General features: G+C 62.5%; 13 protein-coding genes. 7 read left to right on the top strand and 6 right to left on the bottom strand.

The window, feature by feature from the left end:
- Nucleotides 1–3: 3 nt before the first annotated feature.
- The 4 genes from HGO38_RS15640 to HGO38_RS15625 form a co-directional block, all read right to left on the bottom strand.
- Nucleotides 4–303, bottom strand: coding sequence for a type II toxin-antitoxin system RelE/ParE family toxin (locus HGO38_RS15640; RefSeq protein ID WP_250956821.1), 300 nt, complete (start codon nucleotides 301–303; stop codon nucleotides 4–6).
- Nucleotides 300–548: a type II toxin-antitoxin system ParD family antitoxin gene (locus HGO38_RS15635; protein ID WP_250956820.1), complete on the bottom strand. Its 249-nt coding sequence runs from the start codon at nucleotides 546–548 to the stop codon at nucleotides 300–302. The genes HGO38_RS15640 and HGO38_RS15635 overlap by 4 nt, the downstream gene beginning before the upstream one ends.
- A gap of 74 nt (nucleotides 549–622) precedes the next feature.
- Entirely contained in the window at nucleotides 623–1444 is an 822-nt protein-coding gene (locus HGO38_RS15630; RefSeq protein ID WP_502941576.1) for a TSUP family transporter, read from the bottom strand.
- Nucleotides 1445–1554: 110 nt separating this feature from the next.
- Nucleotides 1555–1725 carry a hypothetical protein gene (locus HGO38_RS15625; protein WP_250956818.1) on the bottom strand — a complete coding sequence of 57 codons (171 nt, stop codon included), beginning with the start codon at nucleotides 1723–1725 and terminating at the stop codon, nucleotides 1555–1557.
- A gap of 355 nt (nucleotides 1726–2080) precedes the next feature.
- Between HGO38_RS15625 and HGO38_RS15620 the strand changes: the two genes are divergently transcribed.
- The 6 genes from HGO38_RS15620 to cobM all read left to right on the top strand — a co-directional run bounded on the left by HGO38_RS15620 (nucleotide 2081) and on the right by cobM (nucleotide 9138).
- A complete protein-coding gene (locus HGO38_RS15620; RefSeq protein WP_250956817.1) occupies nucleotides 2081–3418 on the top strand; it encodes a sirohydrochlorin chelatase in 1338 nt (445 codons plus the stop codon).
- Between the two features lie 184 nt (nucleotides 3419–3602).
- Nucleotides 3603–4247 (top strand): precorrin-8X methylmutase, encoded by a 645-nt coding sequence (locus tag HGO38_RS15615; RefSeq protein ID WP_250956816.1) that lies wholly within the window; start codon nucleotides 3603–3605, stop codon nucleotides 4245–4247.
- Entirely contained in the window at nucleotides 4240–5466 is a 1227-nt protein-coding gene (gene cbiE, locus HGO38_RS15610; protein WP_250956815.1) for a precorrin-6y C5,15-methyltransferase (decarboxylating) subunit CbiE, read from the top strand. Before HGO38_RS15615 ends, cbiE begins: the two co-directional genes overlap by 8 nt.
- A gap of 1 nt (nucleotide 5467) precedes the next feature.
- Nucleotides 5468–6211: a precorrin-2 C(20)-methyltransferase gene (gene cobI / locus HGO38_RS15605; RefSeq protein WP_250956814.1), complete on the top strand. Its 744-nt coding sequence runs from the start codon at nucleotides 5468–5470 to the stop codon at nucleotides 6209–6211.
- A complete protein-coding gene (gene cobJ / locus HGO38_RS15600) occupies nucleotides 6208–8142 on the top strand; it encodes a precorrin-3B C(17)-methyltransferase (protein WP_250956813.1) in 1935 nt (644 codons plus the stop codon). The genes cobI and cobJ overlap by 4 nt, the downstream gene beginning before the upstream one ends.
- 213 nt (nucleotides 8143–8355) lie before the next feature.
- Nucleotides 8356–9138: a precorrin-4 C(11)-methyltransferase gene (cobM, locus tag HGO38_RS15595; RefSeq protein ID WP_250956812.1), complete on the top strand. Its 783-nt coding sequence runs from the start codon at nucleotides 8356–8358 to the stop codon at nucleotides 9136–9138.
- 38 nt (nucleotides 9139–9176) lie between these two features.
- On the opposite strand, the gene HGO38_RS15590 is transcribed toward cobM, so the two are convergent.
- Nucleotides 9177–9443, bottom strand: coding sequence for a hypothetical protein (locus HGO38_RS15590; protein ID WP_250956811.1), 267 nt, complete (start codon nucleotides 9441–9443; stop codon nucleotides 9177–9179).
- 231 nt (nucleotides 9444–9674) lie between these two features.
- Here HGO38_RS15590 and HGO38_RS15585 point away from each other — a divergent pair, with 231 nt between their 5' ends.
- Entirely contained in the window at nucleotides 9675–10133 is a 459-nt protein-coding gene (locus HGO38_RS15585; protein ID WP_250956810.1) for a GFA family protein, read from the top strand.
- Between the two features lie 82 nt (nucleotides 10134–10215).
- On the opposite strand, the gene HGO38_RS15580 is transcribed toward HGO38_RS15585, so the two are convergent.
- Nucleotides 10216–11454, bottom strand: coding sequence for a TadE/TadG family type IV pilus assembly protein (locus HGO38_RS15580; RefSeq protein WP_284739427.1), 1239 nt, complete (start codon nucleotides 11452–11454; stop codon nucleotides 10216–10218).
- Nucleotides 11455–11558 lie beyond the last annotated feature (104 nt).

Here is an 11558-nt window from a genome sequence, read left to right as displayed (position 1 = left end):
GAGTCAGCGAATTTTGTTCTCCGGCGCCATTCGCTGGTGGAGAACGCGTAGGATTTCAACGCCTTCAGCGATCATGCGATAAAAAATCACATGCGATCCTTCGGGATAACTATAGACCTGCGTTGCAAACTCCGATCTTTCCATGCCAGCACGAGGATGGTGGGATAGCCATAGGAAACGCGCGCTGAGTGCTCGCAAATAGATGTTTCGCTTCTTTCGTCCCCAAAGCTTTGCGGTGTAGCGACCTATTTCCTCAATATCGCGATTGGCCAAGGGCGTAATGCGATAATGATGTCCGTTCATCTTTCAGCATCAAGCCTGTCGATCAAATCTTCGATCGAAAAATTGTCCACGAATTCCCCGGCGTCTGCCTGGGATATACCTTCATTGACCAGTCGACGAAGTTCGTCGAGTTGCTGGGTTTGCTTCTCAAGCCCCTGCAACGCATCGCGCACCACCTCCTCGGCCGAGGCGTAGCGACCGCTGGTCACCTGCGCTTCGATAAAATCTTCCCAATGGGGGCCGAGATTGAGGGCCGTCTTTGCCATCGTCCGTCTCCGAGGTCAGTCGTCAGAACAATCCGAATATAGATCAAGCAGCAGAGCTTGCAAAGTTGTCCGTCTCAGACGCCGACCCACACCCGCACCGGATTGGCAGGATCGGCCAGAAGCCGGATGGCCATGGCAAGGCACGAGACGATCAGCAGCGGCTTGATGATCTTGGCGCCGCTCTTCATCGCGAAACCCGAGCCGACCTGGGCGCCCAAGAACTGGCCGAGGCCCATCAGCAGGCCGACCTTCCAGAGAATGACGCCGCTGAACAGGAAGACCAGAAAGGCTCCGGCATTGGAGCCGAGATTGAGCAGCTTGGTATGGGCCGTCGCCTTCAGCATGCCGAAGCCGGCCAGCGACACGAAGGCCAGCATGAAGAACGATCCCGTTCCGGGACCGAAAATGCCATCATAGAAACCGATCAGCGGCACGAAGGTCAGGCCGAACAGCAGGGCCGTGATGCGGCGATGGCTGTCGCGGTCGCTGAGATTCGGCTTCAGGGCGAAATAAAGTGCAATGGCGACCAGCAGGAAGGGCATGATGGCGCGCAACACGTCGCCGGGCACGAGGATGGCAAGCGCTGCCCCCAGCGCTCCGCCAAGCGTCGCCATGGCGGCCATCGGCAATTGCGCCTTCAGATCGACATGGCCTCTCCGCGCATAGGCGATGGTGGCCGATGCCGCACCGAATTGCGATTGCAGCTTGTTGGTGCCCAGCGTCTCCAGCGGCGGAATGCCTGATATCAGCATGGCCGGAATGGTGATCAACCCGCCGCCGCCGGCAATCGAATCGACGAAGCCGGCGAAGAAGGCGGCGATGAACAGCAGCAGCAGGGTCGGGAACAGGATGTCGGGCAAGGGAAAAATCCGCCGGGAGGAAAACGACAGGCACATGTTCGCCTGAGCGCTCCCTATGGCACAAACCGGATGACATCAAAAGCCCGTTCCAAGCGCTCATGACGTCTAGCGCGGAGCAGATCGCGCGCCACTCCGGAGCAACACCATCACAGACCTTTGACGAGATTGCCCAGCAGCAGGACAACGAAGGCCGCCGTCATGATCCAGAACGATGGAATGGCGGCAAATGGCAGAATGTTGAGGAATATCAGCAGTGCGACTACGGCAAGAACAATCGAAATGACAAAAACGGCCTGGGTGGGACGGCTCAGATACATGATGTAATTCTCCAGATGGATGGTCCTTGAGGCCAGGACAACACCTCATAATGCCGTCCTCGCGCGAAAGTTCCATGACGACCTGAAACAGTCTTGGGAAAATCGTGCCCTCGGCGGCGCCGGTTCGCGCGCGGATGGCCCACAGAATGGCGCAAACAGGTTTGACCTGATGACGCCGACTGGCTAAACCTCTTGCCATGTGCGACGGCGCCTGTTTGACAGGCTGGAAATGAGTCCGGTGCGGCCGACCCAGTCAGGGGGCCAGATCCGGAGCTGTCCCAATGGCCACAGAACCGATTGCGTTCTGGCGCTTCGTACATAGTGTTGGAACGAAGCAGGGAGGCCTATCAAAACAATGGCTGAAAAACTTGGAATCATGGTCTGCGGCCACGGCAGCCGCAACCAGAATGCGGCCCGCGAATTCGCTGTCATCGCGGAGGCCCTGAAGGCCCGCAACCCCGATATGCCGGTCGAATACGGCTATCTCGAATTCTGCAATCCGGTCATATCGGCCGGCCTCGACAGTCTGCGCGCCAAGGGCGTGACGCGGGTGCTGGCCATTCCCGGCATGCTGTTTGCCGCCGGCCATGCCAAGAACGACATTCCGTCGGTGCTCAACACCTACCAGGCCCAGAACCCCGGCATGGTGATCAACTATGGCCGCGAACTCGGCATCGATTTAAAGATGATCCGCGCCGCCGGCGACCGCATCCAGGAGGCGGTCGATGCCGCCAATGCGGAACTTGGGCCCGTCGACAAGCACGAGACGCTGCTGATGGTGGTCGGCCGCGGCTCGTCGGATCCCGATGCCAATTCCAATGCGGCCAAGGTCATGCGCATGCTGTGGGAAGGCATGGGTTTCGGCTGGGGCGAGACCTGCTATTCCGGCGTCACCTTTCCGCTGGTCGAGCCGGGCCTGACCCATGCCGCCAAGCTCGGCTACAAGCGCATCATCGTCTTTCCGTATTTCCTGTTCACCGGCGTGCTGGTCAAGCGCATCTACAGCTATACCGACGAGGTCGCCGCCCGTTATCCTGAGATCCAGTTCGTCAAGGCGAGCTATCTCAACGACCACCCGCTGGTGCTCGACACTTTCCAGGATCGCGTCCATGAGATCCTCGACGGCGCGGCGCTGATGAACTGCCAGATGTGCAAATATCGCGAGCAGGTGCTGGGTTTCGAGGCCGATGTCGGCCAGCCCCAGGAAAGCCATCACCACCATGTCGAAGGCATCGGCGGCGGGTTGGAAAACTGTCCGTGCCAGGGCGATTGCGATGCCTCGTGCCGCGACGAGGATTTCTGTCGCGAGCACGGCCTGCCCTGGACGCCGCTGCATTCCCATGCCGAACCCCGCCCGCTGGAGCCTGCCTTCGACTACACGCCGTCGACGACGCTCGGCGGCAAATATGCCCATCTGATGAATGCCAGCCCGGATGCCGACCTGGAAGCGGTGATGAACGCGCCCTCCAGCGGCAAGGCAGCGGCCCACGAGCACGGCCCGAACTGCGGCTGCGGGCATGATCACGGCCATCACCATGGGCACGATCATGGTCACGCGCACGACCATCATGGCCATGACCACCACGACCACCATGATCACCATGACCATGCGCACGATCATGGTCATCACCACGCCCCGTATCCCCATGCCGACCATCCGCTGGGGCCGAAGTCGATGCAGAAGAAGACGTGATGGGTCTGGTGACCGGATTACCCCCCTCTGGCCTGCCGGCCATCTCCCCCTCAAGGGGGGAGATCGATCTGCCGCACCGCCTCACTTTTAGCTGCATGCAATTGCCCGAAATCGGAACATTTGGCTGCTTGCCGATCTCCCCCCTTGAGGGGGAGATGCCCGGCAGGGCAGAGGGGGGTGTGCGTTGACCACCCCGCTCGACCACATCCGCGACCCCGCCGAAATCTATCGCCAGTCCTTCGAAACGATCCGGCGCGAGGCGGATCTGGCGCGGTTTTCGGGCGGCATGGAGAGCTTGGCTATCCGGCTGATCCATGCCTGTGGCATGACCGATCTGGCCGGCGATATCGCCTTTTCAGACGGCGCCTTCGAGGCGGGGGCGCAGGCTCTGGCGAAGGGCGCGCCGGTCCTCTGCGATGTCGAAATGGTCCGCCACGGGATCATCCGCCTGCTGCTGCCGGCCGACAACCAGGTGCTGTGCCTGCTGAACGACGAGCGGGTCCGCCCGATCGCGGTGCAAATCGGCAATACCCGTTCGGCCGCGCAGGTCGATCTGTGGGACGAGCATCTCTCCGGCGCGGTGGTGGCGATCGGCAATGCCCCGACGGCGCTGTTCCGGCTGCTGGAGCGCATCGCCGCAGGCGCACCGCGCCCGGCGCTGATCCTTGGTCTGCCGGTCGGCTTCGTCGGCGCTGCCGAATCCAAGGACGCGCTGATCGAAAATGACCTCGGCATTCCTTTCATTGCGGTGCGTGGCCGGCGCGGCGGTTCGGCCATGGCATCGGCCGCCGTCAACGCCCTGGCCGGGGGGCTCGGCGCCAATGACTGACCGCTGGCTGACCATTATCGGCATTGGCGACAACGGCCTGTCGAGCCTGACGCCGGAGGCCCAGGCGCTGCTCTGGCAGACCGAGACCGTGGTGATCGGCGAGCGGCTCGATCATGTGCTGGAAGGCGGAGCCCTGCCGGAATTGAAGCGCATCCTCAACTGGGGCGGCGGTTTTCGCGACACCTTGAACGAGGTGCTGAAACTGCGCGGCACGCCGGTCACCGTTCTGGCCACCGGCGATCCCATGCATTTCGGCATCGGCGCGACACTCAGGCGTTATGTGGCGCTGGAGGAAATGTATATCGTTCCATCGCCCTCGGCCTTTTCGCTGGCCGCCGCGAGAATAGGCTGGCCGCTGCAATCCGTGGCGCAGATCTCTTTGCATGGCCGGCCGCTCGCCAGCCTCAACCGCCATATTCTGCCCGGAGCGCGCATCCTGGCGCTGACGTCAGGCGCGGAAACCGTGCACCAGGCGGCCGACCTGCTGGTCGAGCGCGGCTTCGGCGCCTCCATCCTGCAGGTGCTCGAGCATATGGGCGGCGAGGAAGAGCGCACCGTGATCATGACCGCCCAGGGCATGGTCGATCATCGGCCCGAGATTTCCGAGTTCAACACGCTGGCCATCGACTGCGCCTATGACGGCGCGCTGCTGTCGCCGGTGCCGGGCCTGCCGGATGATGCCTTTCGCCATGACGGGCAATTGACCAAACGCGAAGTGCGCGCCGCGACCCTTGCGCTCTTGACCCCGTTTCCCAATGCGCTGCTCTGGGATGTCGGCGCCGGATGCGGCTCGATTGCCATCGAATGGCTGCGCTGCGGCATGGGAACAAAGGCCGTCGCCATCGAGCCGAAGCCGGAGCGGGTCGCGATGATCCGTTTCAACGCCGCCACCCTCGGCACGCCGGATCTGAAGGTGGTGGAGGGCGAGGCTCCCGCGGCGCTTGCGGACTTGGACGTACCCGACGTGATCTTCATCGGCGGTGGCATTACCCATGAGGGCCTGTTCGAGACCTGCTGGGCAGCGCTGCGCAGCGGCGGCTGGCTAGTCGCCAATGCAGTCACCATCGAGGGCGAGGCGCGGCTGGCCGAATTGCGCGGCCAATATGGCGGCGACCTGACCCGGATATCGGTGGCGAGAGCCGCCCCGGTCGGGCGTTTTTGCGGCTGGAAATCGCTGATGCCGGTGACCACCTGGTCGGTGACGAAGGGGGCGGAGTGACATGAGTGGCAAGCTCTATGGCCTCGGCCTTGGCCCCGGCGATCCGGAACTGCTGACCCTGAAGGCCCATCGTATCCTGACGCAGGCGCCGGTGATTGCCTATCCGGCACCCGATACCGGCCCGAGCTTTGCCCGGCAGATCGCCAGCTCCTATCTGTCCGGCAATCAGATAGAAGTGCCGATCGTCGTGCCGATGCGCGTCGAGCGCTTCCCAGCCCAGGATATCTATGATGCCGCAGCACTGACCCTGTCGCGCCATCTCGATGCCGGCTCGGACGTCGCCGTGCTCTGTGAGGGCGATCCCTTCTTCTACGGTTCCTTCATGTATCTGTTCGAGCGGCTGGCCGGGCGCTATGAGACGGAAATCGTGCCCGGCGTCTCGTCGATGATGGCCGCAGCCGCAGCCCTTGGCCGGCCGCTGGCGGCCCGCAACGATGTGCTGAGCGTGGTGCCGGGGCCGCTCGACGACGCCGATATCAGCGCCCGCATCGACGCGGCCGGCGCCGTGGCGATCATCAAGGTCGGCCGGCATTTCGCCCGGATCCGCGCGCTGATCGACACCATGGGGCTGACCAGTGCCGCCGGTTATGTCGAACGCGTCAGCCTGCCCGAACAGCGCATCATGCCGCTGGCCGATGTGAAAGAGTCCAGCGCCCCTTATTTTTCGATGATCCTGATCTACAAGGGCAGCGAGGGCTGGGCATCCGGTCCTGCCAGCGGCGCCCGCAATGGAAGTGCCTCATGACTGTGATTGTGAAACCGGCCGTTATCCTTCTGTCGCCGTCTGCCGCCGTGCTTGGGAGCCGGATTGCCAAGGCGATCGGCGGCGAGATCCATGGCGCGAAGGCGCGGCTGGCGGATGCCGACGTGCTGTTCGACGATGTGAAGGCGCATCTGCAGGCGCTGTTTGCCGCCGGCCGGCCTGTCGTCGCTGTCATGGCGTCGGGCGCCGTCATCCGCCTTCTGGCGCCTGTTCTGGCCGACAAGCAGTCCGAACCGCCGGTAATCTGCGTCGCCGAAGACGGATCCTCCGTCGTGCCGCTGCTCGGCGGCCATCACGGCGCGAACGATCTGGCGCGGACCATTTCTGCCGCGATCGATGGCCATGCCGCCATCACCACCGCCGGCGACCTGAAATTCGGCGTGGCGCTCGACCAGCCGCCGGAGGGCTATGTGCTGGCCAATCCGGACACGGCCAAGGCGGTGATGGCCGAACTGGTGGCGGGGGCTGGCGTGACGCTCAACGGTCCTTCTCCCCGCTTGCGGGGAGAAGGTGCCCGAAGGGCGGATGAGGGGCCGTTGCACGACGAGCGAGATCTGCCCCCCACCCCCACCCCCTCCCCCCCGGCGGGGGGAGGGGGCATCGCCGCCTGGCTCACCCAATCGAGACTGCCATTCCAACCTGAGGCCAAAGTAACGCTGACCGTCACCGACCAACAGAAGACCGCAGGCGAGCTGGAACTCGTCTATCACCCGAAAACGCTCGTTCTCGGCATGGGTTGTGAGCGCCATGCTTCGATCGAGGAAGCGATTACGCTGGCCGAGCAGGCCCTGACCGACAGCGGTCTGGCGCGCCAGAGCCTTGCCGTCGTCGCCTCCATCGACCTCAAGGCCGACGAGACGGCCATCCATGCAGTGGCCAGCCATTTCGGCGTGCCGGTCCGGTTCTTCTCCGCCGCAAGGCTGGAACAAGAAGCGCCGCGCCTGAAGAATCCGTCGGATGTGGTGTTTGCCGAGGTCGGCTGCCACGGCGTTGCCGAAGGGGCGGCGCTGGCCGCAGCCGGTCCGGACAGCGAGCTGGTCTTCGCCAAGATCAAGTCGAAGGGCGTCACCGCGGCGATTGCCCGGTCAGCTGAGGTTGTCGACCCGCAGGCGGTGGGCCGGGCGAGGGGCACGCTGTTCGTGGTCGGCATCGGGCCGGGGGGCGAGCAATGGCGCTCGCCGGAGGTCTCGGCCATGGTCTTAGCCTCCACCGACCTGGTCGGCTATTCGCTCTATCTCGATCTCATGGGCCCCCTGGTTGAAGGCAAGGCGCGCCATGATTTCGACCTCGGCAAGGAAGAGGCGCGCGTCGTGCATGCCATGGAACTGGCCGGTGAGGGCAGGACGGTGGCGCTGGTCTGCTCGGGCGATGCCGGCATCTATGCCATGGCGACGCTGGTCTTCGAGCTGTTCGACAAGGGCGGCATTTCCGATGCCGCCTCGCGCATCGAGGTCCAGGTCTCGCCCGGCATTTCCGCCTTGCAGGCCGCCGCCGCGCGGATCGGCGCGCCGCTCGGCCACGACTTCTGCACCATCTCTCTGTCGGATCTCTTGACCCCTTGGGAGCATATCCAGAAGCGCGTCAGGGCGGCCGGCGAGGGCGACTTTGTCATCGCCTTTTATAATCCCGTCTCCATGAAGCGCCGCACGCAACTGGCCTTTGCCCGCGACAAATTGCTGGAATACCGCCCGGCCGACACCCCGGTCATTCTCGCCACCAATCTCGGCCGGCCCGGCGAACATGTCCGCACCGTGCCGCTCGGCAGCTTGAATGTCGATGATGTCGACATGCTGACCGTGGTGGTGGTCGGTTCCTCGGAAAGCCGCACGGTCACCACCGGCGACGGCAAGACCTGGGTCTACACGCCGCGCGGCTATTCGGGCAAGGCCGAGAGCGGCATGAAGGCGGGTTAAGGGGTCGTGTGCTGGGTGTCGGCTGCCCCTCATCCCCCTGCCGGGACCTTCTCCCCGCAAGCGGGGCGAAGGGACTTGTGGCACGGCCTCGGCTCCATCTGCCTTCGCCCCGTCAAAACGGGGAGAAGGTCCCGGTAGGGGGATGAGGGGCAACGCGTTGCGCTGGGGATGAGGGCAACGGAGCGAACTGAAATTGGATAAGGAAGAACAAGCATGACCGTCTATTTCATCGGCGCCGGACCGGGCGCGCCGGACCTGATCACGGTACGCGGCCTCCGGCTGATCGAGCGCTGCCCGGTCTGCCTCTATGCGGGCTCGCTGGTGCCGGAGGAGACGGTGAAATGCGCCCCGGATGGGGCCGTCGTCAAGGACACGGCCCCCATGCATCTCGACGAGATCATCGCCGAGATTGTCGCCGCCCATGCCCGTGGCGAGGATGTGGCGCGCGTCCATTCCGGCGATCCGTCGATCTACGGCGCCATCGCCGAACAGATGCGGCGGCTCGAAGCGCTCGATATTCCCTATGACGTGGTGCCTGGCGTGCCGGCCTTTGCCGCAACCGCCGCACGCCTCAAGACCGAGCTGACCCTGCCGGAAATCGCCCAGACGGTGATCATCACCCGAACCGAGATGAAGGCATCGTCGATGCCGGAATTCGAGACCCTGGAGATCCTCGGCAAATCCCGGGCGACGCTGGCGATCCATCTGTCGATCCGCAACCTCACCCATATCCGCGATACGCTGACACCGTTCTATGGCGAGGATTGCCCGGTGGTGATCGCCTATCGCTCGACTTGGCCGGACGAATTGCTGATCCGCTCGACCCTGAAGGACATGGCCGAGGATGTGCGCAAGGCCAAGATCACCCGCACCGCGCTGATCATGGTCGGCAAGGTGTTCGGCCATGTCGAGTTCCGCGACAGCGATCTCTACAATTCCGGCTTCACCCATGTGCTGCGCAATGCCGGCAAGAAGAAAAACAAGGTGGCGGGTTGAACTGCCGGGCTCTGCAATTGTGGCTGCCCGATCAGGCTTTACCCTGATCGCATGTATCGTCGAAAGCAGGGAATCAAGAAGGATCCGGTGCGGCGGTGGGCTCTGCCGGACCGCATCTTTTCGGCTTCGGTGCCTGCCATATCCTGGCCGGCTTTTACCTGCAGCATAGGCCGCTGCCCGGCTTTTTTGCCGAGCGCATCGTTCCGGATGATGGTTTTGCCGGCGCCCATGTGTTTGCCACGGACGGTTTCGTCGCCTTTGATTTTCACGGTTATAGCCGGCGCGATCGGCTGCTTGCCCACCATGACAAAGGCTGGTCAGCCCATAATCCGGGATGGCATAGCAGGATCGAACCCGTGGATGTCGACCTGTTGGACACAGCGGCGCTGAACGCGCGGAAAATGTTGGGACCCGACCAGTATCTTCATGATCCGCGGCCGCGCGCTTCGGCATTCGTGCAACGCCGCGATCATGTCCGTGACGCGAAACAAGCCCGGCAATCCGCTGGGCCAACATCCTGAAACGAGGAGACTAGGATGTCCGAGACTGAAGCGACCCACAACGGTGCATGCCGGTGCGGCCAGGTGCAGCTAAAGGTCCGCGGCAAACCGCTGATCACCATGGCCTGCCATTGCAGCGGCTGCCAGAAAATGACATCCAGCGCCTTTTCGCTCAGTGCCCTCTATCCGCTCGATGTGGTCGACATCAGCGGGCTTGAGCCTGTTATCGGCGGCATGCACGGTGAGATGCGCCATCACTTCTGCCCCCATTGCCTGAGCTGGATGTTTACCCGCGCCGAGATGATGGGGCCCTTGGTCAATATACGCTCGTCGATGCTCGATAACGTCGCCGAATTGGCGCCCTTTATCGAGACCGGCACCCGTGAGAAGCTCGAATGGGCCCAGACATCGGCCGTTCACAGCTACGCAATGTTTGCGCCCAAGGAGGATTTTCCCATGCTGATGCAGGCCTACGCGCAATCGATCATCGGATAGAATGGCGGGATCTGTCGGCGGACGGACCCAAGAATGTCCGGCCCCCGACATCTCGAGCCGTTGCCCGGCTCTGAGCGGGACGTCAGTTGACCAGTCGAACCGCGGTCGACGTCCCCGTGCTGCTGCTTTTGCCGGTATAGGGCTCGATCAGCCAGTTTGCCGAGTTCATGATCATCGTGTTCACCACCAGCGAGATACGGCTGATCTGGTTTGTGGTGGAATTGTAGGTCACGTCGCGGTTGGGCAGATGGATGATGCCTTCCAGCACCTCGCCCAGCGAGCCGTTGAAGATATACTGTTGCTTGTTGGCGGCATTCGAACTGTCCGAGGTGTTTTCGAACATCAGGATGCCCTTGTAGGTGCCGCTGGTCGGCCCCGTCCCGGTAAACTTCACACCGCCATTGATGCGGATTTCGCTATAAACGTCCGGGAAATAGAACGTGACGCCTTCGGCGATCACGGTGGCATTGCTGTTGATGATCATCCGGCCCTTGATGATGTGAAGGCCGGGCTCGAAGGTGATGGTCGGGCTGCCGTTGAAGCCGGTCTCGCAATGCAGGCCGGGCTTCAGGGAAATCTTCTGGCCGTCCTTCCATCCGCTGGTGGTGCACTGGCTTGGAACGCTGGGTTCCGGCAGCGTGCCGGCATAGGGATCGGCCTCAGCGGCACAATTGGTGACCAGGTTTGACAACGTGCCGCCGTTCTTGATGTACTTGGTGCCCTTCAAGCAGACCTTGGCCAACTCGATCTTCGAACCGGAATTCATGATCAGGGCCGGATTGGCCGTCGAGTGAACCTGCGCGCTGCAGTCCTTGGAATAGACATTGGCACCGGAATTGATCAGCACGTCCTGACCCTTGCTGCCGAGCACGTAGAGACAGGCCGCCGCCACCGGCTCGTCTTCGCCACCGATCGCCGTCGCCGTCACCGTGATGTCGTATGTGTCGATGCCGATCAGGCCGAGGAACGGCGTATCGATCGAGCCGTCGAACGTGGCCTTGATGCTGCCGTCGGATTGCGTGTCAATACCCAGTATATCCGTGAACTCTGTGTCCTCAGGGACCGCCGATGCAACGAACTGTTTGGCGACCTCGAACTGTTTCTGCGGGTCGGTTTCTTGCGCCGCGGCCAGAACCGCCGCATCGATCAGCATCTGCAGATGCGCTTTCTCGTTGAAGGCACGGCTCATGTCGACAGCGCCGCCGGCGGCGGTGAGAAGCACAGGCAAAAGTATGGCTGTCATGATGCCAAAATTGCCCGTCCGTTCCTGAAGCAACGGAACGATAGATTTGTGTTTAGTCTGGCTTATATTCTCTGGCATAGCTATCAATCCGCTGTGAAACATCAATATTCGCAGATGAAAGTAAAGCGGAGATGCTAAATTCGACTTTACGAAATTGTTAGGATTTTAATGAAAAGTGACCC

Source organism: Rhizobium sp. CG5 (genome assembly GCF_023701945.1).
Classification (GTDB): domain Bacteria; phylum Pseudomonadota; class Alphaproteobacteria; order Rhizobiales; family Rhizobiaceae; genus Allorhizobium.
This window is presented reverse-complemented; position numbering and strand designations above follow the sequence as displayed.